At 68.5% G+C, this 23,763-nt stretch carries 22 protein-coding genes; 21 read left to right on the top strand and 1 reads right to left on the bottom strand.

Translation table 11 applies throughout. The features are described from left to right. Window positions 1-129 precede the first annotated feature (129 nt). Window positions 130-525 carry a VOC family protein gene (locus tag DEJ14_RS17530; RefSeq protein WP_111083488.1) on the bottom strand — a complete coding sequence of 132 codons (396 nt, stop codon included), beginning with the start codon at window positions 523-525 and terminating at the stop codon, window positions 130-132. An 85-nt stretch (window positions 526-610) separates the two neighbouring features. Here DEJ14_RS17530 and DEJ14_RS17525 point away from each other — a divergent pair, with 85 nt between their 5' ends. The 21 genes from DEJ14_RS17525 to DEJ14_RS17425 all read left to right on the top strand — a co-directional run bounded on the left by DEJ14_RS17525 (window position 611) and on the right by DEJ14_RS17425 (window position 23,482). Next, on the top strand, window positions 611-1,639 hold the full coding sequence (locus tag DEJ14_RS17525; RefSeq protein ID WP_181437357.1) for a GNAT family N-acetyltransferase: 1,029 nt from the start codon (window positions 611-613) through the stop codon (window positions 1,637-1,639). 178 nt (window positions 1,640-1,817) lie between these two features. Next, window positions 1,818-3,485, top strand: a complete 1,668-nt coding sequence (locus DEJ14_RS17520; RefSeq protein WP_111083486.1) for a GspE/PulE family protein — start codon at window positions 1,818-1,820, stop codon at window positions 3,483-3,485. Between the two features lie 19 nt (window positions 3,486-3,504). Then, on the top strand, window positions 3,505-5,031 hold the full coding sequence (locus DEJ14_RS17515; protein WP_111083485.1) for a type IV pilus twitching motility protein PilT: 1,527 nt from the start codon (window positions 3,505-3,507) through the stop codon (window positions 5,029-5,031). After that, window positions 5,031-6,263, top strand: a complete 1,233-nt coding sequence (locus DEJ14_RS17510) for a type II secretion system F family protein (RefSeq protein ID WP_111083484.1) — start codon at window positions 5,031-5,033, stop codon at window positions 6,261-6,263. Before DEJ14_RS17515 ends, DEJ14_RS17510 begins: the two co-directional genes overlap by 1 nt. 185 nt (window positions 6,264-6,448) lie before the next feature. Then, a complete protein-coding gene (locus DEJ14_RS17505) occupies window positions 6,449-6,919 on the top strand; it encodes a type II secretion system protein (protein ID WP_284179806.1) in 471 nt (156 codons plus the stop codon). Window positions 6,920-6,997: 78 nt separating this feature from the next. Further along, window positions 6,998-8,341: a prepilin-type N-terminal cleavage/methylation domain-containing protein gene (locus tag DEJ14_RS17500; protein WP_111083483.1), complete on the top strand. Its 1,344-nt coding sequence runs from the start codon at window positions 6,998-7,000 to the stop codon at window positions 8,339-8,341. Beyond that, the gene (locus DEJ14_RS17495; protein WP_111083482.1) at window positions 8,341-9,003 is read left to right on the top strand and encodes a PulJ/GspJ family protein; all 663 of its coding nucleotides are present in this window, start codon (window positions 8,341-8,343) and stop codon (window positions 9,001-9,003) included. The genes DEJ14_RS17500 and DEJ14_RS17495 overlap by 1 nt, the downstream gene beginning before the upstream one ends. Next, window positions 9,003-10,901, top strand: coding sequence for a pilus assembly PilX family protein (locus DEJ14_RS17490; protein ID WP_111083481.1), 1,899 nt, complete (start codon window positions 9,003-9,005; stop codon window positions 10,899-10,901). The genes DEJ14_RS17495 and DEJ14_RS17490 overlap by 1 nt, the downstream gene beginning before the upstream one ends. A 2-nt stretch (window positions 10,902-10,903) precedes the next feature. Further along, window positions 10,904-11,761: a prepilin peptidase gene (locus DEJ14_RS17485; RefSeq protein ID WP_181437356.1), complete on the top strand. Its 858-nt coding sequence runs from the start codon at window positions 10,904-10,906 to the stop codon at window positions 11,759-11,761. A gap of 66 nt (window positions 11,762-11,827) precedes the next feature. Continuing rightward, entirely contained in the window at window positions 11,828-12,880 is a 1,053-nt protein-coding gene (pilM, locus tag DEJ14_RS17480) for a type IV pilus assembly protein PilM (RefSeq protein WP_111083479.1), read from the top strand. Beyond that, complete coding sequence (locus DEJ14_RS17475; protein ID WP_146249644.1) at window positions 12,877-13,647, top strand: hypothetical protein; 771 nt, start codon at window positions 12,877-12,879, stop codon at window positions 13,645-13,647. The genes pilM and DEJ14_RS17475 overlap by 4 nt, the downstream gene beginning before the upstream one ends. Before the next feature lies 1 nt (window position 13,648). After that, window positions 13,649-14,362 (top strand): hypothetical protein, encoded by a 714-nt coding sequence (locus DEJ14_RS17470; protein ID WP_111083477.1) that lies wholly within the window; start codon window positions 13,649-13,651, stop codon window positions 14,360-14,362. A gap of 160 nt (window positions 14,363-14,522) precedes the next feature. Next, on the top strand, window positions 14,523-15,068 hold the full coding sequence (locus DEJ14_RS17465) for a CBU_0592 family membrane protein (RefSeq protein WP_502868778.1): 546 nt from the start codon (window positions 14,523-14,525) through the stop codon (window positions 15,066-15,068). A 27-nt stretch (window positions 15,069-15,095) separates the two neighbouring features. Beyond that, complete coding sequence (locus tag DEJ14_RS17460; protein WP_111083475.1) at window positions 15,096-15,581, top strand: DUF6121 family protein; 486 nt, start codon at window positions 15,096-15,098, stop codon at window positions 15,579-15,581. A gap of 36 nt (window positions 15,582-15,617) precedes the next feature. Further along, window positions 15,618-16,775, top strand: coding sequence for a hypothetical protein (locus DEJ14_RS17455; protein WP_111083474.1), 1,158 nt, complete (start codon window positions 15,618-15,620; stop codon window positions 16,773-16,775). Between the two features lie 229 nt (window positions 16,776-17,004). Further along, window positions 17,005-17,373: a 30S ribosomal protein S12 gene (rpsL, locus tag DEJ14_RS17450; protein WP_017885540.1), complete on the top strand. Its 369-nt coding sequence runs from the start codon at window positions 17,005-17,007 to the stop codon at window positions 17,371-17,373. Between the two features lie 5 nt (window positions 17,374-17,378). Beyond that, window positions 17,379-17,849, top strand: coding sequence for a 30S ribosomal protein S7 (rpsG, locus tag DEJ14_RS17445; protein WP_055950927.1), 471 nt, complete (start codon window positions 17,379-17,381; stop codon window positions 17,847-17,849). Between the two features lie 87 nt (window positions 17,850-17,936). Further along, the gene (gene fusA / locus DEJ14_RS17440; protein WP_111083473.1) at window positions 17,937-20,054 is read left to right on the top strand and encodes an elongation factor G; all 2,118 of its coding nucleotides are present in this window, start codon (window positions 17,937-17,939) and stop codon (window positions 20,052-20,054) included. Between the two features lie 148 nt (window positions 20,055-20,202). Then, a complete protein-coding gene (gene tuf, locus DEJ14_RS17435) occupies window positions 20,203-21,390 on the top strand; it encodes an elongation factor Tu (RefSeq protein ID WP_111083472.1) in 1,188 nt (395 codons plus the stop codon). Window positions 21,391-21,597: 207 nt separating this feature from the next. Further along, window positions 21,598-22,575: a DNA topoisomerase IB gene (locus DEJ14_RS17430; protein ID WP_111083471.1), complete on the top strand. Its 978-nt coding sequence runs from the start codon at window positions 21,598-21,600 to the stop codon at window positions 22,573-22,575. A gap of 79 nt (window positions 22,576-22,654) precedes the next feature. Further along, window positions 22,655-23,482 carry a DarT ssDNA thymidine ADP-ribosyltransferase family protein gene (locus DEJ14_RS17425; RefSeq protein WP_111083470.1) on the top strand — a complete coding sequence of 276 codons (828 nt, stop codon included), beginning with the start codon at window positions 22,655-22,657 and terminating at the stop codon, window positions 23,480-23,482. Window positions 23,483-23,763: the final 281 nt, after the last annotated feature.

The following is a 23,763-nucleotide window of genomic DNA, read 5'->3' as shown; positions in this document are numbered from 1 at the left end:
GTCTGATGTGATCCCACGAAGGCCCCGTCTCCGCAAGGAGGCGGGGCCTTCGTCGTGTCGTCACCACGTGACGGACGGGAGGCCCGGTGCCAGGCCGCCACGGGCCTCCCGGCCTGCGGGCGGTGGCGTCTAGAGCGCGCGGTCCGCGCCGTTGTCGCGTCCCGATCCGCGACCCGTCTCGTCCACGAGCGAGAACAGGCTGAGGACGTTGCCGTCGGGGTCGCGGACGTCGAACCAGTTCACGGCGCCGTCGACGCACTCGACCGGGCCGATGTCGATGCCGAGTGCACCGATCCGGGCGTGCTGCGCGCCGACGTCGTCGACGCCGAACCGGACGCTCACCGGGTTCTCCTCGGCGGAGTCGTCTTCGTAGAGCTGGATCCAGATCCCGCCGACCTCGTACTCGGCGACACCGTCCTCGGGTTCGAGGTCCGGTTCGGTGCGCTCGAAGACGGCGCCGTACCAGAGGCAGGACGCCTCGATGTCGGTGACGGGCAGCCCCACGGTCACGCTCGTGATGTCCATGACTCATCATGGTCCCGGTCGGGCCTGCTCGTCGAGGGGCTTTCCGCGGCGTCTCGCTGCGCGACGGAACTGGCAGGCTGGAGGGATGGCGACCCTGCGCGAACGGATCACGGCCCCGGCACACCTCTCGTTCCCCACGCCGATCGGCGGCTTGACGTTCCGGGCCGGCGGGCTCGACGACGTCGGGGCGATGCACGCCGTCGCGGTCGCGTCAGCCGCGGTCGACGACCCGCACGCTCGTCCCTCCACAGCTGACCTCGAACGGTCGTTGTCCACCGATGGGCTGGACGTCACCAGGGACACCGTGGTGGGCGTCGATGCTGGAGGGCATGTGCAGGCCTACGGCATCGTCATCGACGTCCCCTCCCGCGTCACCGCTGCGCGCGCCGTGCTCGACGGGGCGGTCCACCCCGACCTGCGCGGGCAGGGGATCGGACGGCGGCTGCTCGCTTGGCAGGTCGGCCGGGCACGGCAGCGCCTGGCGACGCTCGACGTCGACCTGCCGGCGACGCTCGACGTCGGTGGGCGCCGGGGGTCCTCGGCGCTCCGGCTGGCGGCGCACCACGGCTTCGCGCCGGTGCGCACCTGGCTCGACATGCAGGTCGTGTTCGACGACCGCGGTCCGGACACCGACGGGGTGCCCGTGCTGGCGGACGGGTTCGTCCTGCGGCCCGTCACCGCGGACGACATCGAGCCGCTCCGGACGGCCAAGAACGACGCCTTCCGCGACCACTGGGGTTCCCAGCCGATGGTCGCGTCGGACTGGCGGGGGTTCCTCACCTCGGACAAGAGCCGGCTGGACCTGTCGCGGGTCGTCGTCGGTGCCGACGGTTCGGTCGTGGCGTTCACGATCGTCGAGGTGGAGCCCGACGGGTTCGCTGCCCGGGGCCGTTCGTACGGGTACGTGCACTGGGTCGGCGTCGTGCGTGCAGCTCGGGGGACGGGGCTCGCCCCGATCGTCCTCGACGCCACGCTGCAGGCGATCCGCGCCGACGGGTTGTCCGCGGCGGTGCTGCACGTCGACGCTGAGAACCCGAGCGGAGCCGGGCGCATCTACGAGCGACTCGGGTTCGTCGCCGGCGAGGTCCACGTCACCGCGTCGACGTCGCTCTGACCGTCGCGTCGGGGGTCCTGGACCCCAGTTCTGGGTGCATCCGGCCCCCCTCCGCCCCCTCCTTCTGGGACTGCGGCCGACGACTGACGCAGAAGTAGCGTGGTCGAGCGCCACATCCCTGGTGGTGCGCAACCCGACCACGTCTCGCCGCGCGCGAGTCCAAGGAGGCACAGGACGCATGGCGACCCTGTCCGAGATCCTCATCCTGAACGGCGCCCTGCCGATCGAGCACCTCGACTCGATGACGGGCGACGAGGACCTCGACGAGCGCGCGATCCGCGGACTGGTCGACCAGGGCGTCGTGAGCGAGGCGCAGTTCATCACCGCCCGCGCGGCGTCGAACAACTCCCGCACCGTCCCGTTGACCGACTACCCGGTCGACGGCACCGCGGTCTCGATCCTCCCCGCTGCGCTCTGCCGGCGCCACGGCGTCCTCGGCGTCGGGTTCGAGGGCGAGCTGCTCATCCTCGCGATGGTCAACCCGACGAACGTGCTGGCGATCGACGACGCCCGCGCTGCGTCCGGCCGGCCGATCAAGCCGCTCCAGGTCGACGAGCGCGACCTGCTCACCGCGCTCGACCGCTACCTGCGTGCCGACGACGAGCTCAACGACCTGACCTCCTCGCTCGAAGAAGAAGCCTCGGTCAGCTCCTCGGCCCAGGTGGACCTGGCCGACGGTGCCCTCGACGACGTCCCGATCGTCCGCTTCGTGAACCTGCTCGTGTCGCAGGCGATCCAGGACCACGCCTCGGACATCCACATCGAGCCCGGCGAGCACGAGGTCCGGATCCGCTACCGCATCGACGGTGTGCTGCACGAGATGGCCCCGGCGCCGAAGAACATCCAGAACGGCGTCATCAGCCGTCTGAAGATCATGAGCGACATCGACATCGCCGAGCGTCGCAAGCCGCAGGACGGCCGCATGTCGGTCCGCCACGGTGGCCGCCAGATCGACCTCCGTGTGGCGACACTGCCCACCGTGTGGGGCGAGAAGGTCGTCATGCGGATCCTCGACAACACGAACACGTCGCTGACCCTCAAGGACCTCAACCTCCTCGAGCAGAACTTCCAGGCCTACCAGCGGTCGTACTCGAAGCCGTACGGCATGATCCTCGTCACCGGGCCCACCGGCTCGGGCAAGTCCACGACGCTGTACACGACCCTGAACGCGGTCGCGAAGCCCGAGATCAACGTCATCACGGTCGAGGACCCGGTCGAGTACCGGATGGCCGGCATCAACCAGGTGCAGGTCAACCCGAAGGCCGGGCTGACCTTCGCCTCGGCGCTGCGCTCGATCCTGCGATCCGACCCCGACGTCGTCCTGCTCGGTGAGATCCGCGACCACGAGACCGCCCAGATCGCGATCGAGGCATCCCTCACCGGACACCTCGTGCTCTCCACCCTGCACACGAACGACGCCCCCTCGGCCGTCACCCGCCTGACCGAGATGGACATCGAGCCCTTCCTGGTCGGCTCCGCCCTGGACTCCGTCGTGGCCCAGCGTCTGGCGCGACGGCTGTGCGACCGGTGCAAGGCACCCGCCGTGTACGAGGCCGAACAGCTCCGCACCCTCGGGTTCCTGCGCCCCGGCGACGAGGTCCCGGCGTTCTTCGCCCCCATCGGCTGCGCGGTCTGCTCGAACACCGGGTACCGCGGCCGCATCGCCCTGCACGAGGTCATGACCGTCACCGAGGAGATCGAACGCCTCGCCGTCTCGCGCGCCTCGAGCGCCGAGATCAGCCGCGTCGCCCAGGCGCAGGGGATGCTGACGCTCCGCCAAGACGGTTTCGAGAAGGTCAAGCTCGGTCTCACGAGCGTCGACGAGATCCTGCGCGTGGTCGCGTAGTCACGAGAGAGCGCAGCACATGACCGACTCCGTGTACGACATCACGCACCCCGGCGACGAGCCCGTCGCCGGCTGGCACCCGGGCAACCCCGGCACCGAAGTGGGCTCCCGCCGTGCAGCACGTCTGGCCGCCGCCGCAGCGTCGGCCCCTCCGGAGCAGGTGTACGACCTCGGGGACGACACCGCCGGATGGCCGGCACCGTCCGGATCGCCCGTCGCCGTCCCCGTCGCGCAGCCGCTCGCCGCTCCGGCGACGCCGCCCGCCGGGGTGCCGTCGTCGACTGCGACCTACGGCTACGCCGAGGCGCCGACGCAGCAGCTCCCCACGGCGCCAGCGGCCCCGGCGAAGACCGCCACGATCGGTGGCGACATCGAGTTCTCGCGCCACGCGCGCGAGGTCGCCGACCCCGACCTGATCACCGCACTCGCCCAGGTCGTGTACCAGGGCGCATCCGACCTGCACGTCACCGCCGACGCCCCGCCCACCGTCCGCGTCGACGGCTCGCTCCGTCCCGCAGTCCCCGGAGGCGCGTGGTCGCGCGGCAAGGTCATCGCCGCACTCAAGACGATGCTGTCGGTCGAACAGGCCGGCCAGTTCGACCAGGAGCAGGAACTCGACTTCGCGTACTCGCTGTCGCCGGAGTACCGCTTCCGCGTGAACTTCTACCAGCAGCGCGGCAACTGGGGCGCGGCCTTCCGCATCATCCCCACCAAGATCAAGACGCTCAAGCAGCTCGGCATCCCCGAGCACGTCGGCGACTTCGCCGGCCTGCCCCGCGGACTCGTCCTGGTCACCGGTCCGACCGGCTCCGGCAAGTCCACGACCCTCGCCGCCCTGATCGACCTGGTGAACGAGAGCCGTGCCGACCACATCGTGACGGTCGAGGACCCGATCGAGTTCATGCACGAGCACAAGAAGGCGATCATCAACCAGCGCGAGGTCGGTGCCGACACGCACTCCTTCGCCGCAGCACTGAAGCACGTGCTGCGTCAGGACCCCGACGTCATCCTGATCGGGGAGCTCCGCGACCTCGAGACCATCTCGGTCGCGCTCACCGCGGCCGAGACCGGTCACCTGGTGTTCGCCACCCTGCACACGCAGAGCGCCCCCGGCACGATCGACCGCGTCATCGACGTCTTCCCTCCACACCAGCAGGGCCAGATCCGCACGCAGCTCGCGGCGACCCTGCAGGGCGTCGTCTGCCAGACCCTGGTGCCGAAGGCCAACGGCGTCGGCCGGGTCGTCGCCACCGAGATCATGACGATCACCCCCGCCATCGGCAACCTGATCCGCGAGGGCAAGACCTACCAGATCACCTCGGCCATGCAGGCCGGTCGTGACCTCGGCATGCACACCATGGACCAGGACCTCGCCGAACTGGTCAACGTCGGCACGATCTCGCGCAAGGCCGCGATGGAGAAGGTGCACGACGAAGAGGGCTTCGACCGGCTGGTGCAGCGCGTCGAGTCCCCGTCCGACTCCTCGGCAGCCGCGATCGCCGCCAGCGGGATCGACTTCGGCGACAAGTTCTCCGGAGGCTACTGATGTCCCTCGCATTCGACTACCGCGGGCGCGACGGTGCCGGCAAGCTCGTCAAGGGCCGTCTCGACGCTTCGTCCGAAGGAGCGGTCGTCCAGCGGCTCCGGGGCATGGGCGTCTCGCCGATCGCGATCACGGAGTCCAAGGCCGGCACCGGCCTGCAGACCGAGATCAAGATCCCGGGCTTCGAGAAGGGCGTCGGTCTCAAGGACCTCGCGATCATGTCGCGCCAGGCCTCGACGATGCTCACCTCGGGACTCTCGCTGCTGCGCGCGCTGTCGATCCTCGCCGACCAGACCGAGAACAAGAAGCTCAAGGACATCCTCGGCAAGGTCCGCGACGACGTCGAACGCGGTGTCTCCTTCTCCGAGGCCGTGGCGAAGTACCCGGTCGACTTCCCGCCGATCATGATCAACATGATCCGTGCGGGGGAGACCGGTGGGTTCCTCGACCAGGCCATGGACTCCATCGCCACCAACTTCGAGAAGGAGCACAAGCTCCGGACGACGATCAAGTCGGCGATGACCTACCCCGTGGTCGTCCTCGTGATGTCGTTGCTCGCCGTCGCGATCATGCTCATCTTCATCGTGCCGATCTTCCAGGACATGTTCTCGTCGCTCGGCGGCAAGCTCCCCCTGCCGACGATGATGCTCGTCTACCTGTCCCACGCCATGCGGTACATCGCGATCCCGCTCGCCATCGCCATTGCGGTCTTCTGGTTCTGGTGGCGTGCGAACAAGAACACCGATCGGGTCCGCGCCTTCGTCGACCCCATCACCCTGAGGCTGCCGGTGTTCGGTCCGCTGCAGAAGAAGATCGTCATCGCACGGTTCTCCCGGAACTTCTCGAACATGATCGGCGCCGGCGTGCCCATCCTGCAGGCATTGCGCATTGTTGGCGAGGTCTCGAACAACTTCGTCGTGAAACGCGCGCTCGACAATGTCGCAGAAGCCGTGCGAAAAGGCGAATCAATTGCTGAACCCTTGTCCAAGGAAGCAGTCTTCCCGGCAATGGTGACGCAGATGGTCGCCGTCGGTGAAGACGCCGGATCGCTCGAGATCATGCTCGAGAAGATCGCGGTGTTCTACGACGCCGAGGTCGAGGCGACCACCGATGCCCTGACGTCGCTGATCGAGCCGCTCCTGATCGCGTTCCTCGGGGTCGTCGTAGGCGGCATGATCATCGCGCTGTACATGCCGATCTTCCAGATCACCAACGTCGTCCAGAACGCTTCCTAGTCATTCCACCCCCATGCGGGGGCGGTGCGCAATTGCCGCATCCCCCGCACTGGGGGTGTTTCGCACCCCGGGTGCCCCCCGTTCTCGGGATTCCCCGGTGGATTGCCCCCCGAATACGCTGATGTGCGGCGGCCGAGCAAGCCCCGAAACAATTCCTCCTCATTCCCCGCAGAATGGAAACAAACATGTACTTCGCTCTCATGGGCAAGCTCGACGCTCGCCGCAAGGGTCTCCTGAAGGACGACGAGAAGGGCTTCACCCTCATCGAGCTCCTGGTCGTCGTGATCATCATCGGCATCCTCGCCGCGATCGCCATCCCGGTCTACATCAGCGTGCAGAACAACGCGAAGAACTCGGCTGTGAAGTCCGACATCTCCAACGCGAAGACCGCGGTCGTCACCGTGATGACGAACGGAGCGACGAGCACCCTCCCGGCATCTCTGACCGCGGATCAACTCACGTCGGGCGACTACAAGGCCGCGGGGAGCACCTCTGGCGTTGACACGACCCTGACCTACACGGTGACCAACGACAAGAGCGCGTTCTGCATCCAGGGGAAGAGCACTTCCACCGGGAAGACCTTCGGCGCCACCGACGCGTCGGGCGTTGCTGAGGGTACGTGCAGCGCAGGCGTCTTCACGAAGGCCTCCTCGTAACCAGTCCCGGATGGGCTGTGGTCTCCGGATCGCAGCCCTTCTGGGCGTCTCGGCAACCGACACGAGGAAAGGAACGCCATGATCTCGCGCATCGCCGAGCGACTGCGTTCCGCCCGTGAGGACGAGGACGGCTTCACCATCATCGAGGTGATGGTCGCGATGACGATCTTCGCCGTGATCGCCGCCGGCATCGCCGCCGGCATCACTGCGTCGCTCGTCCTCTCGAAGGACACTCGCGCTCGCGAGGTCGCGTCGACGGTCGCGATGGAGGACATCGACAGCCTCCGCGACCTTCCCAGCATCTTCGACATCAAGAGCGGCACCGCGACCCCGACGGTCGGCAACCAGACGTTCGCGTTGACGCGGGAGGTCTCCTGGACGCGTTCCTCCGGCAGCGCGACCGCATGCGGAACCGGTGACGGCTCCCTGTCGTACAAGGCCGTCACCGTCACGGTCAGTTGGAAGACGAGCGCGTCGTCGTCCGGTTCGCAGCAGGTGACGATGTCCAGCGCGATCGCCCCGCTCACGAACATCAACTCGGACACCACGGGCTCGATCCTGATCGGCGTCACGAACGCGAACGGCCTCGGGGTCTCGGGAATCGTCCCGACGATCACCGGTCCGGACGGCGTCACCGTCCCCGCGACGGACGCCGAAGGGTGCACCTACGTCTCCGGTGTCGCACCCGGCACCTACACGGTGAAGGTCGCCCGGACCGGGTACGTCGACACGAACCAGCAGTCCAGCCCGTCATCGCAGACGGTCACCGTCGCTGCTGGCGCATCCGGAGCGGCTGCGTTCAGCTTCGACGCGGCGGCGAAGTACACCTTCGGGTACACGACCACACCATCGGTCGGTGCGGTCCTCCCCACGAACATGCCGACCACGCTCATCAACCCGGCCTCGGGGACGACACAACTGACGAACACGGCTGGGTCCGCATCATTGTTCCCCTTCGGGGTCGGCTACCGGGCGGTTGCCGGCACCTACGTCGTGGATGCGTCGGGCTCCGCGTCCTCGACGACATGCCTCGCCCCCGAGCCGGGATCCTGGACGACCCCCAATGCGAAGGGCAAGGTCGGAACGCCGTCCGAACCTGCGAACAACACGTCGACCGTCTCAGTGCAGATGGGCGCGGTCAAACTCTCCAAGCTCACCGCTGGCCAGTACCTGACCGCGAAGACCACAACGCCAGTGAACGGTGACCCGGGCTGCGCCGTGGGCATGACCCTGCAGTTCCCCGTGCTGAAGGCGGACACCGCGACGATTGCGCTGCCGTGGGGCACGTGGAGGCTCTACTCGGGGTCGTCGGCCGGTTCCACGACCAACGCCCTGACGCTCAAGACGGAGAACGCCGCCATGGTCACCAACGGGGTCGTCACCGGTGGCGCCGTCATGGTCGACCCGCGGCCGGCCAGCTGATGCGCGCGCTGCTCCGCCGTCTCCACCGCGACCAACGCGGGATCACCCTCGTCGAACTCCTCGTTGCGATGCTCATCACGTCGCTGCTCCTCACCCTGGTCGGCAGCTTCTTCGTGTCGATGCTCAAGGCGCAGCGGACCGTCTCCTCGGTGAACGAGAGCACTCGCCAAGGAACGACCTCGATGACGCAGGTGAGTCGCTACCTGCGCGAAGCATCGCGGTGGCAGGTCACGAAGACGACGAACCGAGCGGCGTTCGAGAGCGCCTCGGCGACGAGCATGCAGTTCTACTCCGGCGTCGATCTCTCGACGTCTCGCGCCGGACTCACCAAGGTCACCATCGACGTGCAGGGCACCAAGCTCCGCATGCAGCTGCAGCGTGGAGACTGTCCTGCGGGCGGGTACTGCACGTTCACCGGCACGACGAAGACCGTCGTCCTGGCCGACGTCGTCCGGACGAGCGGCGCCAACAGCGCCCTGTTCGGCTACGTCAACGCGTCGGGGGACACGATCAGCCCGACGTCCGCCACCCTCGACTCGATCCGGTCCGTCGACGTCACACTCAAGGTGGCATCCGCATCGGGCACGACGGCGAACGACACCACGTTCCAAGCCACCATCAACCTGCGCAACCTCGACTACGGCGCAGCGACGGAGTCATGATGCTCATCCGTACCCTCCGCGCTCTCCGCGCCCTGCGCGAACGCGACGACGAACGCGGTGTCGCTCTGGCGGCGGTCATCGGCCTCGGCGCGGTACTCATGATCGTGCTGTCGCTCGTCGTCGCCACCGCGACGAGCGGTGCGACGAAGGCGGCGAACGACGACGACTACAACAAGGCCATGGCCGCGGCGTACGCAGGCCTCTCCGACTACCAGGGTCGCCTCGCTGCGGACAACTCCTACGTCAACTACGGCGTCCGCACCGCGTTCTCGAGTACGAGTACCTACTCCCTCGACAGCACCAACAAGGCATTCGGGACCGCACTGGGCGGGACCTGGGCCCCGGTCGTCGGCAGCACCGACCAGTTCTTCCGGTACGAGGTCGACAACTCCGACTACGCGAACACCGGCAAGGTGCGGCTGCGGGTCACCGGCAAGGCGGACACCGCGACCCGCACGCTCGTCGTCGACCTCCGCGGCGACGGGTTCGTCAACTACCTCTACTTCACCAACTACGAGTCGCAGGACCCGAGCCTCACGGGCGAGACCGTCACGGGCGGATCGGCGCGGTGCACGTCAGCGCACCGCAACGACAGCAACTGGAACCAGACCACCAGCTGCAACGCCGTTCAGTTCGCCTCCGGAGACACACTCGACGGTCCGGTCCGGACGAACGACGTGATCACCGCCTGCGGTGCGACCTTCAACTCGACCGTGCAGGACACGGGCGCCGCCGGCTTCTTCTACACCAGCAAGGAAACTGCGATCAGCTCGGCCTGCAGGACCTCGACGAAGTTCAACGGCGGCCCGATCACGACCGCCGGCACGCTGCCGATGCCGAGCACGAACGCGAACATGAAGCAAGAGGCCCGGACTGACATCCCGGACAAGGTCGCGAAGCCCGGGTGCGTCTACACCGGACCGACCTCGATCACCTTCCTGGCCGGGGGCAAGATGCGGGTCGTCTCGCCGTGGACGAAGAAGACCCAGCTGACCGGGGCGACGAACGGCACGATCACCGGTGGCAGCACCAATGACGCGCTGTGCGGATCCGTGTCGGCACTCGGTGGTTCGGGTGCGGTGATCCCGACCCTGCCGTCCAACCTCGTCTACGTGCAGACGGTTCCGAGCGTCAGCGGCGATCCGAACTACTGGGCCGCCAACACCACGCCGAGCGGGACGGTGAACGGAACCGTGACCTCGGGGTCACCGGTCTACTGCCAGCAGAACGTCAAGAGCGGGAGCGGGAGCAACGCGACGACGACCTCCGACTACGGCAACGGACTCGGGTACCCGAAGAACAACGAGTTCACCGGGAGCCTCGGTGACTCCGGGTACTACGGGTGCCGGAACGGCGACGTCTTCGTGTCCGGGTCGTTCGGCGGGCAGATGACCCTCGCGGCCGAGAACTTCGTGTACGTCACCGGCAGCATCGTCTACCAGAACGGCCGGAGCTCGGACGACATGCTCGGCATCGTCGGCCAGAAGGCCGTCTCGATCTACAACCCCATCTCGTGCTCCTCGGGAACCAGCAGTGCTTGCTCCACGTCGAACGGATCGTCCGCGAACCTCGCGGCCACCACGAACATCGAGGTCGACGCCGCGATCGCGAGCAACCTGGGGACCTTCAACGTCCAGAACGGCGCGTTCGGGGCGAACCTGGGCACCCTCACGATCTACGGTTCGATCGCGCAGCAGTTCCGAGGATCGGTGCGCACCTCGTACTCGGGCGGCAGCAGCTGGTCCACGGGCTACGCGAAGGTGTACTCCTACGACCGACGGCTGAAGACGTCCGCCCCGCCGAAGTTCCTGCAGCCCGTCTCGACCACCTACGGCGTGACCACGGAGACCGAGTCCGCCACGGCCTACCGCGCCGACGGCACCCCGACGGGCAAGTGACCATGACCGTTCTGTCGTCCGTCGCACCGTTCGTCACCGTTCTCGTCGGGCTGCTCGGACTGGCGATCGGCTCGTTCCTCAACGTCGTCGTGTACCGGGTGCCCGCGGGGATGTCCGTCGTCGCACCCGCGAGCTCGTGCCCGGGCTGCGGGCACGAGATCCGCCGTCGGGACAACGTCCCGGTCGTCTCCTGGCTCCTCCTGCGCGCCCGGTGCCGCGACTGCAGCGCGCCCATCTCGGCCCGCTACCCGCTCGTCGAGGCCGCCACGGGCCTCCTGTTCGTCGTGGTGGCGATGTTCTCGATGCTCGCTCCGTGGTCGCCGTTGGCCGGCCTCGACGGCACCCGGGGACTCGTCCGCGGCGCGTTGTTGCTCGCCGCGTTCCTGTACTTGATGGCGATCAGCGTCTCGCTCACCCTCATCGACCTCGACACGCACACGCTGCCGAACCGCATCGTGCTGCCGGCCTACATCGTGCTGCCGCTGCTCCTGCTCGCTGCGTCGGCGGTCTCCGGTGACTGGGCTGCTGCGCTCCGGGGCCTCATCGGTCTCGTCGTCCTCGGGTCCGTCTACCTGGCGCTTGCGCTCGCAGTGCCCGGCGGGATGGGACTCGGAGACGTCAAGCTCGCTGGCGTCCTCGGCCTCGTGCTCGCGTACCTCGGATGGGGACCCCTCGCAGTGGGTTCTTTCGGGGCGTTCCTGCTCGGCGGTACCTTCGCAATCGTCCTCCTGGTCGTACGCCGGGCGGGCCGCCGGAGCGGGATCCCGTTCGGCCCCTGGATGCTCGCGGGTGCCTGGCTCGGCATCGCCGTCGGAGCGCCGGTCTGGGACCTCTACCTGGGTGTGCTCGGGCTCGCCTGACGTCGGAACCACGACGCCGCACCGCACCATCAGACCGACCCGAAGACGGTCACGGAAGGACCAGCAATGCCGAAGAGCATCGTCGGCGTCGACATCGGCGCCGCAGCGATCCGCGCCGTCGAGGTGCAGGACGCCGATCGGCCGAAGCCGACCATCGTGCGGTTCGCCGAGGTCCCGGTCCCCGAGGGCGCCACGCGTCAGGGGGAGGTGGTCGAGCCCAACACCGTCGCCGGTGCGCTCCGCCAGCTCTGGTCGATCGGACGCTTCCGGTCGAAGGACGTCGTGCTCGGTATGGGCAACCAGCGTGTGCTGTCGCGCGACCTGACGGTGCCACGTGCACCGATCGCACAGATCCGCGAGTCCCTGCCGTTCCAGGTGCAGGACATGCTCCCGGTCCCGGTCGGCGACGCCATCCTCGACTTCTACCCGACGGGTGAGGGTTTTGGGGAGAACGGCCCCACCGTCACCGGCCTGCTCATCGCCGCCGTGAAGGACGCGGTACTCGCGAACGTGCGCGCCGTCCAGAACGCCGGCCTCAACCCGGTCGGCGTGGACCTCATCCCGTTCGCGTTGGCGCGGGTGCTCGCTCCGACGAGCAGGCGGGGAACGGTGGCCATCGTCGAGTGCGGTGGCAACACGACGACCGTGGTGGTCGTCACCGACGGGGTTCCGAAGTTCGTCCGCATCATCCCGACGGGTGGCGATGACGTCACGCGGATGCTCGCTGGACGGATGTCCATCAACGAGAACGCTGCCGAGGCCGTGAAACGACACCTCGGCATGGACCCGCTCACCGCGAAGACGGGAGACGACGCGCTCGCCGTCGCTGCAGTCCGCGAGACGGTGGGCGAGATGCTCGCAAGTCTGCGGAACACGATCAACTACTTCGCGAACACCCACCCGGAGGAGCCCGTCGCCGAGATCCTGCTCAGCGGTGCGGGAGCGGCCCTTCCCGGATTCGCGGTCGCGTTGTCGGAGTTCACCCGGACGCCGGTCCGGTTCGGTGCTCCCTTCGCCAACGCGGCCGTCGCGAAGTCGGTCCGGACTGAGGACCTGCACGCGCACGGCACGTCGATCGCGGTCGCCTGGGGACTCGCGGCCGGAGGGAAGGCAGCATGAGCCAGACGACCAAGTCGATGCTGCCCACGGTTGCTCGTCGACGCGGCAACGCGGACAGCGCCGCCGCCCGGGTGGCGGTGGACAGTGCCGAGCGTGTCAGGCGGCAAAGTCGGGGCAACGCGAACGAGATCGTGATCGGCAGACGTCCCAGTGTGGACCTGCTGCCCACCGAGGTACTCGCCGATCGCCGAGCGCGCAGGGTGGTCCGCCGCATGTGGGCCGGTGTCGTCCTGGTCGCCGTCCTCGTCGGCATCGCGATCGGCGGCGCCGATCTCCTCGGCACGCAGGCGCACGACGACCTCACCGATGCCCAGAACCAGACGCTCTCCCTGCTGCGACAGCAGTCCCAGTTCAAGGACGTCCGCGACACCGAGACCGGGACGGTGCTGCGCGAGGCCGCGCAGTCCGTCGGCGGTTCCACCGAGATCGCATGGCAGCCCTACCTGACGTCGCTGAAGTCCTCGCTGCCCGCCGGCGTCGCGATCACCGGCGTGGCCATCGACTCGGCGACCCCGCTCGAGGCGTACGCCCAGGCGGACACTCCCCTGCAAGGGCAGCGCGTCGCGACCCTGACGATCGACGCCCAGAGCCCGACCCTGCCGTCGGTGCCGGAGTGGCTCGATGCCGTGAAGGGGTTGACCGGCTTCGTCGACGCGACCGCGAACTCGGTCACCCTCGACGAGACGACCGGCACCTACACGGTGAACATGACGATCCACGTCGACGATGCCGCCTACGACGGCAAGTACCAGGACAAGGGCGAGTGAGATGACGCGCAACCGACTCAACATGCTGGTCGCCGTGGTGGCGATGGTCGTCGTCGCGCTCGCCGGGTTCTTCCTCGGTGTGCAGCCGCAACTCGCCCAGGCCGCGAACGACCGGGTCGAGCAGACCTCGGTGGACGCGACGAACCGCACGACGGCGGCGGAGTTGGCCCGGCTCAAGGACCGCGCAAAGTCCCTGCCGGCGCTCAAGGCCGAGCTCGCGAAGCTCACGGCCTCGGTGCCGTCGGGAGCGAACATGTCGTCCTTCTACGGAGCGGTCGACGGGGTCGCCGCCAGCTCCGGCGTCAAGGTCTCCGCGATCACGACGTCGGACGCGGTCGCCTACACCGCACCCGTGTCGGCTGGTACCGCCACGGACGCTGAGGTAGCCCCGACCGACGAGGCGACGGCAGACGCGACGGCCCCGGCGACGGCCGAACCCACCGCCGCGACCACCACGCCGCTGACCGACCCGGCGATCTCAGGCGAGAACTTCTCTGCCATCCCGGTCTCCGTGTCGGTCGACGGGTCCTTCGACCAGGCCCTCGCGTTCGTCGGTGGACTCCAGGACGGAGCCCGTCTCTTCCTCGTCAACACCGTCTCGTCGTCGGCCACGCAGGACTCCACTGACCAGGCCGCAGCCGCTTCGACGACGTGGACCTTCGGCGGGTACGTCTACGTCCTGACGACCGAGGCGAGCGCCTCGGCGAAGGGCTGATCCGACCCCCTCCCACTGGGGTGTGACGCGCCACGCCGACCCCTCTTCCGCGACACCCGTCGCTGTGCGTACGATGCTCACGACGCCGTGATCGCGGCTGCTCATCCCCTCTCGAACGGTCGGCTCGAACCGGCCGTTCCCGTCGTGCCCGGAGTCGCGCGTGTTGGTCGGAATCGTGGAATTCTTTGGTTGGTTCGGCGCCGTAACTGTGTTGGCAGGTTACATTCTCTTCTCCACGGGGAAGCTCCCGAACGGGCCGGTGTACCAGCTCTTCAACCTCGTCGGTGGGCTGGCCGTCGCCGTCAACGTGGCGGCGCACCACGCGGTGCCGTCCACCATCGTCAACGGCATCTGGGCGATCGTGGCCGTGGTCGTCCTGGTGAAGATGGGACGCGCCCGTCGCGCGGCGAAGCGCGGCGAGCCGGCGGCCTCCGAGGCGACCGTCCTGCACGCCGAGCCGGCGTCCACCACCGGCGTCCTGCCGATCATCGGCCCGGCCCTGCGTGACCACGAGCCGGAGGAGCCCTCCGAGGCGGACGCAGCCCCGGGCCTCCAGGCCGCACCGGCCGCCAGCACGACGCAGGCCGCTCCGATGACCGAGACCGTCCCGATCATCACCGCGACGATCGCTCTCGCCCTCGTCGCCGCAGCGCAGCAGCAGGTGGACCACGCCGACCACGCGGAGCGGACCGAAGCCACCCGCTGACCGTCCCGGCGGCGATACGATCACCTCATGTCCCGGTGGTTGATCGCGACGATGACGTCCGTCCTCTTCATCGCGCTCGTCGTCGCCGTCGCGGGGTTCGAAGCGCTCCTCGCCGACGTCGAGGCGATCGCGCAGCCGGACGCGACCCCGTACCTCGGCCCGGCCATGGTGATCGGCGCCGCAGTGGTGGTGTTCCTCGCGACAGTGGTCGGCGCGCGAGAGGGCAACCCCGGTGTCACCGGCCTGGTCGCCGCCGCGACCGCCTACCTGGTGATGCTCGGCGTCGGTGCCGTCGGGTACGCGGCGATCCGTCGCGACCTGACCGAACTCCTCGTCTTCCCGGCCGGCTACGCGCTCGGACCGTTCGTCGTCGGGTCCGTCGTGGTGGCGCTCCTGTCGGTGATCGGCGGGATCTCCATGGCCCGGCACCAGGCCCGGACGACGGGCTCGACACCCACGGCGGGGCAGCGGCAGGAGCCGACCGTCGCGGGTGACGACACCGTCGGGCGGTAGTCTGCCCGGGCAGGACGCATACGCAACGGGGGAACGATGAGCGACGAGAACACGCCGGATCCGGACCAGCAGGACGGTTGGGGAGCCGTGCCGTCGGTGGCGTCGATCCGCGGGACGCACGAGGGGCCGGCAGGCGCCGGGTTCACCACGCCCGCGCCGCGCGCTCCGCGCCGGAAGCTCCGCCGTGGCCAGCTGGTCGGGATCATCGCCGGCAGCACCGCGGTCGTGCTGTTGCTCGTCGCCGGTGTCGTCGGGTTCTCGGTCGGCTCGGCCACCCACTCGGCCGACCGCCCCGTGCGGGCGTTCCTCGACGACCTGACCGCGGGGAAGGTCACCGACGCCCTCGACGCAGCGGGCATCGACCGGACGAAGGCCGACGTGCTCCTGACCGACGCCGCGTACGCGAAGGCGACCGCGAAGGTCACCGGCTACCGGGTGGCTGCGACGCGCACGGACGGCGACACCGCCACCGTCCGCGCCTACCTGCGCCAGGCCGGGCGGGACGTCGCGGCGACCTTCACGCTCGACAAGACCGGCACCGACTGGGGCGTGTTCCCGGTGTGGGAGCTGCAGGCGCCGGAGCTCGGCAGCGTCGACGTCAGCGTCCGGGGTCCGTCCGGTGCCTCGGTGCAGGTCGCGGGCACGTCGACGAAGACCCCGAAGGACGGCACGGTCGGTCTCCGCGCCCTCCCCGGCACCTACGCGGTCACATACGACGGCGGCAAGTGGACGAAGGCGACTGGTGGCAGCGCCGTCGTGGGCGGGTTCGGTGGCAGCGCCTCGACGCCCGTGCAGATGACCGCGACGCTCACGAACGCGGGGGACCAGGCAGCGAAGCGGGCCGTGGACGCCTGGGTGGACGGCTGCATCGCCTCGAACGACGCCGCGCCGGCCGGGTGCAGCTTCTACGCGTACGGCGAGAACCCCGCGTACACGTACACGAACGAGAAGTGGACGCTCGAGTCGCGGCCGACCGTCGCCGTCGGCAGCTGGACCACGAACGGATGGCTCGTCTCCACCACCACGTTCGGCCGGGCCACCTTCACGGCGGACATCGCCGGCGCGGGCGGCACCGGGACGGCCACGGCAGGGCCGCTCAACGTCAACGCGAGCGGGTACATCACGGGGTTCTCGAGCTCGGGCGCGACGTTCCGGTCGGCGGTCGGCAATGGGTCCTCGGACACCGGCTCATGACGGTGTCCGGCGTGGTGCCGGCCCGGATTGATTTCGTCCCGTTACGCGGGTAGTCTCTTCTGGGTGTGCGCCCTCGGGCGCGCCCGAAAAGTCCGGCGAGCGAGATCGCCCAGTCGGACCACTCCGTCCCCCCGCAGGTTCCTCCGCCGTCAGGCGGTCATCAGCGTGGGACGAGGAAGCCGGCGGATCGCGCCGGCCAGAGAGCACGAGCGAAGAACCAGGAGAACAGTTGCCTACTATTCAGCAGCTGGTTCGCAAGGGTCGTACGCCGAAGGTCACCAAGACCAAGGCGCCCGCCCTGAAGGCGAACCCCCAGCAGCGTGGTGTGTGCACCCGCGTCTACACCACCACCCCGAAGAAGCCGAACTCCGCACTGCGCAAGGTCGCTCGTGTGAAGCTCTCGAACGGCACCGAGGTCACGGCGTACATCCCCGGTGAGGGCCACAACCTCCAGGAGCACTCGATGGTGCTCGTCCGTGGCGGTCGTGTGAAGGACCTCCCCGGTGTGCGGTACAAGATCATCCGTGGCGCCCTGGACACCCAGGCCGTGAAGAACCGTAAGCAGGCTCGTAGCCGCTACGGCGCGAAGAAGGGTTGAGTTAGATGCCTCGTAAGGGTCCCGCCCCCAAGCGTCCCGTCGTCGCCGACCCGGTCTACGGTGCGCCGATCGTCAGCCAGCTCGTCAACAAGATCCTGCTCGACGGCAAGAAGGGCCTCGCCGAGCGCATCGTCTACGGTGCACTCGAGGGCGTCACTGCCAAGAACCAGCAGGATGCTGTCGTCACGCTCAAGAAGGCGCTCGACAACGTCCGTCCGACCCTCGAGGTCCGCAGCCGCCGCGTCGGTGGCTCGACCTACCAGGTCCCGGTCGAGGTCAAGCCGCACCGCGCGAACACCCTCGCGCTCCGCTGGCTGACCTCGTACGCCAAGGCCCGTCGCGAGAAGACGATGACCGAGCGTCTCATGAACGAGATCCTCGACGCGTCGAACGGTCTCGGTGCCGCGGTCAAGCGTCGCGAGGACACGCACAAGATGGCCGAGTCGAACAAGGCCTTCGCCCACTACCGCTGGTAGTCCCGGCACCGTCCGGGCACCGGTGGTCAAGAACCCCGGCGCCCGGACGGCCGCCAACCTCTCCTACAACTCTTCCGGAGGAACCCTGTGGCACAGGACGTGCTCACCGACCTGAACAAGGTCCGCAACATCGGCATCATGGCGCACATCGATGCCGGCAAGACCACGACGACCGAGCGCATCCTGTTCTACACGGGCATCACGCACAAGATCGGTGAGGTCCACGACGGCGCTGCCACGATGGACTGGATGGCGCAGGAGCAGGAGCGCGGCATCACGATCACGTCGGCCGCGACGACCTGCTTCTGGGACAACAACCAGATCAACATCATCGACACCCCCGGTCACGTGGACTTCACGGTCGAGGTGGAGCGTTCGCTCCGCGTCCTCGACGGTGCGGTCGCCGTCTTCGACGGCAAGGAGGGCGTCGAGCCCCAGTCCGAGACCGTGTGGCGTCAGGCCGACAAGTACAACGTCCCGCGCATCTGCTTCGTCAACAAGATGGACAAGCTCGGCGCGGACTTCTACTACACCGTCGACACGATCATCAACCGCCTCGGTGCGGAGCCCCTCGTGCTCCAGCTGCCGATCGGTTCGGAGAGCTCGTTCGAAGGCGTCGTCGACCTCGTCCAGATGCGTGCACTCACCTGGCGCGGCGACGCCAAGGGTGACGTCGCGATGGGTGCGAAGTACGAGATCGAAGAGATCCCGGCCGACCTGCAGGACCGCGCCGCCGAGTACCGCGAGAAGCTCATCGAGCGCGTGGCCGAGGCGGACGACGTCCTCATGGAGCGTTACCTCGAGGGCGACACCGACTTCTCGGTCGACGAGATCAAGGCCGCGATCCGCGCCCTCACCGTGAGCAGCACGCTCTACCCGGTGCTGTGCGGTTCCGCGTTCAAGAACCGCGGTGTCCAGCCGATGCTCGACGCCGTCATCGACTACCTCCCGTCCCCGCTCGACGTGCCGCCGATGATCGGCCACGACGTCAAGGACGAGGAGAAGGAGATCATCCGCAAGCCCGACGCGTCGGAGCCGTTCTCGGCTCTCGCGTTCAAGGTCGCGGTGCACCCCTTCTTCGGTCGCCTCACCTACGTCCGCGTGTACTCCGGCTCGATCGAGTCCGGCGCACAGGTCATCAACTCGACCAAGGGCAAGAAGGAGCGCATCGGGAAGATCTTCCAGATGCACTCCAACAAGGAGAACCCGGTCGCCAACGTGACCGCTGGCCACATCTACGCGGTCATCGGCCTCAAGGACACCACCACCGGTGACACCCTGTGCGACCCGACCAACCAGGTCGTCCTCGAGTCGATGACGTTCCCGGAGCCGGTCATCGAGGTCGCGATCGAGCCGAACACCAAGGCCGACCAGGAGAAGCTCTCCACGGCCATCCAGAAGCTCGCCGAAGAGGACCCGACGTTCCGCGTCGAGCTCAACGCCGAGACCGGTCAGACGACGATCAAGGGCATGGGCGAGCTCCACCTCGACATCCTCGTCGACCGCATGAAGCGCGAGTTCCACGTCGAGGCGAGCGTCGGCAAGCCCCAGGTGGCCTACCGCGAGACCCTCACGAAGATCGTCGAGCGGTACGACTACACCCACAAGAAGCAGACCGGTGGTTCCGGCCAGTTCGCGAAGGTGCAGATCGCCCTCGAGCCGATGGAGGTCACGAGCGAGAAGGTCTACGAGTTCGTCAACGCGACCTCCGGTGGCCGTGTCCCGCGCGAGTACATCCCGTCGGTCGATGCCGGTATCCAGGACGCCATGCAGGTCGGCATCCTCGCGGGTTACCCGACCGTCGGCGTGAAGGCCATCCTCAAGGACGGCGCGGCGCACGACGTCGACTCGTCCGAGATGGCGTTCAAGATCGCCGGTTCCATCGCCTACAAGGAAGCGGCCCGCAAGGCCGGTCCCGCGATCCTCGAGCCGATCATGGCCGTCGAGGTCCGTACTCCTGAGGAGTACATGGGCGACGTCATCGGTGACCTGAACTCCCGTCGTGGCCAGATCGCCTCGATGGAGGACGCCTCGGGCGTCAAGGTGGTCCGCGCGAGCGTGCCGCTGTCCGAGATGTTCGGCTACGTCGGCGACCTGCGGTCGAAGACCTCTGGTCGTGCGGTCTACTCGATGACCTTCGAGACCTACAGCCAGGTCCCGGCCAAGGTCGCCGAGGAGATCATCGCGAAGAACGCGGGGGAGTGACGCTCGAGCGTCTCTCCACAGGCGGGGGTGCCCGGCGACGGGCCCCTCGTCACCAAGTAAAGTAAAGACACACACCGCGCATCAACGGTCGCGAGCCCATCCAGGGCCGGCCGGGGATGACGCTTCCGAGTCCTGAGGAGGACCCACAGTGGCCAAGGCCAAGTTCGAGCGCACCAAGCCGCACGTCAACATCGGAACCATCGGTCACGTCGACCACGGCAAGACCACGCTCACGGCGGCGATCACCAAGGTTCTGCACGACCAGTACCCGGACCTCAACGAGGCCCGTGACTTCGCGCAGATCGACAACGCTCCCGAGGAGCGCCAGCGCGGCATCACGATCAACATCTCGCACGTCGAGTACCAGACCGAGAAGCGTCACTACGCGCACGTCGACGCCCCCGGTCACGCCGACTACGTGAAGAACATGATCACGGGTGCGGCGCAGATGGACGGCGCGATCCTCGTGGTCGCCGCCACCGACGGCCCGATGCCCCAGACGCGTGAGCACGTGCTGCTCGCCCGCCAGGTCGGCGTCCCCTACATCGTCGTCGCGCTGAACAAGTCCGACATGGTGGACGACGAGGAGATCCTGGAGCTCGTCGAGCTCGAGGTCCGCGAGCTCCTCGGCTCGCAGCAGTTCGACGAGGACGCCCCCGTCGTGCAGGTCTCGGCGCTCAAGGCGCTCGAGGGCGACGAGAAGTGGGTCAAGTCGGTCCAGGACCTCATGGCCCAGGTCGACGAGCACGTGCCGGACCCGGTGCGCGCCACCGACCAGCCGTTCCTGATGCCGATCGAGGACGTCTTCACGATCACCGGTCGTGGCACCGTCGTCACCGGTCGCGTCGAGCGTGGCACGCTCAACCTGAACGAGGAGGTCGAGATCGTCGGCATCCGCGCGACGCAGAAGACCACCGTCACGGGCATCGAGATGTTCCGCAAGCTGCTCGACCAGGCGGTCGCCGGTGACAACACCGGTCTGCTCATCCGTGGCCTCAAGCGCGAGGACGTGGAGCGCGGCCAGGTCGTCGTCAAGCCGGGTTCGGTCACGCCGCACACCGAGTTCCAGGCGAACGCGTACATCCTGACCAAGGAAGAGGGCGGGCGTCACAACCCGTTCTACGCGAACTACCGCCCGCAGTTCTACTTCCGCACCACGGACGTCACCGGCGTCATCACGCTGCCCGAGGGCACCGAGATGGTCATGCCCGGCGACACCGTCGCCATGACGGTCGAGCTGATCCAGCCGATCGCCATGGAAGAGGGCCTCCGTTTCGCCATCCGTGAGGGTGGTCGTACGGTCGGCGCCGGTACGGTCGAGAAGATCGTCAAGTAACTCCGGTTACCTGCCTCAGCGGGGTCGAGCCTTCGGGCTCGGCCCCGCTTTGCCGTTGCCCCGACAGGTCGTGGTACCGCCCACGAGTCACTGACGGCCGCTCACGGCCCTGGCGGGCGGCGGACGGGAGGCCCGGGGTACGCCCGCCACGACGGCGCCGGTCCGCCCCGTACGGCGTCCCAGGCATCGGGGAGTTGGCTCGGACGGGTGACCCGTCTCCGCCGTTCCACGACCTCCGGTCGTGGCTACCACCGTGTCCGGAGCGGACGCGGCTTCTCGTACCGTGACCCCGACGGTGCGACCGTCACCGATGCCGCGGTGCGTCAGCGGCTCGAGGACCTCGTCATCCCGCCGGCGTGGGACGACGTCTGGATCTCGCCGTACGAGAACGGGCACGTCCTCGCGACCGGGATCGACGGGGCCGGCCGCCGCCAGTACATGTACCACCCGTCGTGGCGCGAGCGGATGGACCGGATCAAGTACGACCGCGCGCTGGCACTCGCGGAGTCGTTGCCGGTCGCACGGCGCGGGGTGACGCTGGACCTCCGGCGACCGGAACCGGATCGCCGCCGAGCGCTGGCCGCGGCGTTCCGGATGCTCGACCAGGGATCGCTGCGAGTCGGTTCGGAGCGATATGCCAGCGAGCACGGCAGCCGCGGGCTGTCGACCCTGCTGTGCGCGCACGCCCACGTCTCCGGTGACGACATCGAGCTCGACTTCCCCGGCAAGAGCGGGCAGGAGTGGTCGTCGTCGATCCACGACGCCGACCTCGCGACGGTGATCGCCGGCATGAAGCGCCGCGGGCCGAACGCCCGACTGCTGTCGTTCCGCGAACGCCGCGGTGACGAGTGGGAGCCGTTGTCCGCCGAGGACATCAACGCCTACGTCAAGGAGCGTGCGGGTGACGACTTCACCGCGAAGGACTTCCGCACCCTGCACGGAACGGTGGCGGCAGCCGTCGACCTGGCGCAGACCGGTCCGCTGTCCTCGCAGGCGAAGCGGAAGCGTGCGGTGTCCCATGCCGTGAAGGCCGCGAGCGACGAGCTCGGCAACACCCCGACGGTGTGCCGGCAGAGCTACATCGACCCGCGGCTGCTCGACGCCTACGAACACGGCGAGACCATCGATCCGGCCCGGATCCACGCCGCCGAGTCCGAGGTCCGGGCGCTGCTCTACCGACAATGACCCCGGGAGCGTCCGGATGACGTAGCGTTGGTCGACGTGCCGGACCACCCCACACGGCACGGAAGGACCCACAACAGTCGTGACTGACGAGTGCATCCACGGTTTCCCCACCGAGCTCTGCGACATCTGCGCGCCCCGGCAGCGTGAGGAGTCGGCGATCCCAGCCGCTCCGGCGCCACGGCGGACCCGCATCACCACCAACCTGCGCGTCGACCCGCCGGCCTCCGGCCCCGGGACGTCGCTGCGTTCGCCGACGTCCCTCCGGTCGTCGTCGGCCGACCTGCCCGAGGCTCGGGTGTTCGCGTCGCTGCGTGCGCACCACGTGACCCATATCGACAACCTCGACGGCATCGTCGGGTCCGGCGCCATCCTGGCGGCGGACCAGGCGGAGCCCGCCGTCGACGTCAGCAGCCCCGAGACCCGAGCCGCTCGCGCCGAGGCCGAAGCACCCGACGGCAGCACCATCGCGAGCCACGTCCCCTTCACCCTGTCGCCGGATGCCGTCCGGTGGGACGAGCTCCGCTCCGGCGCCGTCGGGGAGCGGTGGTCCGACGCCGCCCGACGCACGCGCGCGGTGGACTACGTCGTGCTCGTCGTCCCGGTCTCGGCGTTCGGTGACTCGGTGGTCGTCGCCGACCAGGACGCCGACGCCGACGACGTCCGGTTCGCCGTCGGCCCCGACGCCGGGACGAACCTGATCCGCCGCACCGACTTCTCCGACCCCGAGATGCTCGGACTCGAGCTCCTCGCGGGGCCGAGCGTGCCGTTCTCGTCCGTCGCGGTGATCGGTGTCCCGAACGACAAGGCCCGTCAGACGGTCCGTGCGGTGCTCGCCGACCACGGCGGCCACGCGCCGCGCGTGGCGGTCTTCCCGCCGTGGTTCGTCCCCCCGGTGACGGCCGAGTAACCGTGTCCACGAGCGCCCTCCGGACCATCTCCGGAGGGCGCTCCGCGTTGCGGCGGCGACCCGTGCCTCCAGGCCGTCCGATCCGCGTGGATCCGGGGAAGCGAGCCGGTGTCGACACGCCCGGCAATTCGCGACACGCCCGGGTTGCACGTGGGCTCGGGACATGCGAGACTTGTCCGGTTCCGAATTCCCCGCGGGTGCGAGTCCGCAGGATCACTGCTCTGGCAGTGCACAACCCCCCTGTTCAGCAGGGCTGGGTTGGGCCGCAGGCAGCAGAACAC

Source organism: Curtobacterium sp. MCJR17_020, assembly GCF_003234365.2.
Lineage (GTDB): Bacteria > Actinomycetota > Actinomycetes > Actinomycetales > Microbacteriaceae > Curtobacterium.
Note: the sequence above shows the minus strand (reverse complement) of the source record. Positions and strands in the feature narration are given on the sequence as shown.

Excerpts from the sequence above, each read along its gene's own strand:
- DEJ14_RS17515 (WP_111083485.1), top strand. The coding sequence starts at position 3,505 with ATGACCGACTCCGTGTACGACATCACGCACCCCGGCGACGAGCCCGTC.
- DEJ14_RS17470 (WP_111083477.1), top strand. The coding sequence starts at position 13,649 with ATGACGCGCAACCGACTCAACATGCTGGTCGCCGTGGTGGCGATGGTC.
- DEJ14_RS17460 (WP_111083475.1), top strand. The coding sequence starts at position 15,096 with ATGTCCCGGTGGTTGATCGCGACGATGACGTCCGTCCTCTTCATCGCG.
- DEJ14_RS17495 (WP_111083482.1), top strand. The coding sequence starts at position 8,341 with ATGCGCGCGCTGCTCCGCCGTCTCCACCGCGACCAACGCGGGATCACC.
- DEJ14_RS17510 (WP_111083484.1), top strand. The coding sequence starts at position 5,031 with ATGTCCCTCGCATTCGACTACCGCGGGCGCGACGGTGCCGGCAAGCTC.
- DEJ14_RS17520 (WP_111083486.1), top strand. The coding sequence starts at position 1,818 with ATGGCGACCCTGTCCGAGATCCTCATCCTGAACGGCGCCCTGCCGATC.
- DEJ14_RS17455 (WP_111083474.1), top strand. The coding sequence starts at position 15,618 with ATGAGCGACGAGAACACGCCGGATCCGGACCAGCAGGACGGTTGGGGA.
- pilM (WP_111083479.1), top strand. The coding sequence starts at position 11,828 with ATGCCGAAGAGCATCGTCGGCGTCGACATCGGCGCCGCAGCGATCCGC.
- DEJ14_RS17500 (WP_111083483.1), top strand. The coding sequence starts at position 6,998 with ATGATCTCGCGCATCGCCGAGCGACTGCGTTCCGCCCGTGAGGACGAG.
- rpsG (WP_055950927.1), top strand. The coding sequence starts at position 17,379 with ATGCCTCGTAAGGGTCCCGCCCCCAAGCGTCCCGTCGTCGCCGACCCG.
- DEJ14_RS17505 (WP_284179806.1), top strand. The coding sequence starts at position 6,449 with ATGTACTTCGCTCTCATGGGCAAGCTCGACGCTCGCCGCAAGGGTCTC.
- DEJ14_RS17490 (WP_111083481.1), top strand. The coding sequence starts at position 9,003 with ATGCTCATCCGTACCCTCCGCGCTCTCCGCGCCCTGCGCGAACGCGAC.
- DEJ14_RS17525 (WP_181437357.1), top strand. The coding sequence starts at position 611 with ATGGCGACCCTGCGCGAACGGATCACGGCCCCGGCACACCTCTCGTTC.
- DEJ14_RS17475 (WP_146249644.1), top strand. The coding sequence starts at position 12,877 with ATGAGCCAGACGACCAAGTCGATGCTGCCCACGGTTGCTCGTCGACGC.
- DEJ14_RS17485 (WP_181437356.1), top strand. The coding sequence starts at position 10,904 with ATGACCGTTCTGTCGTCCGTCGCACCGTTCGTCACCGTTCTCGTCGGG.
- DEJ14_RS17530 (WP_111083488.1), bottom strand. The coding sequence starts at position 525 with ATGGACATCACGAGCGTGACCGTGGGGCTGCCCGTCACCGACATCGAG.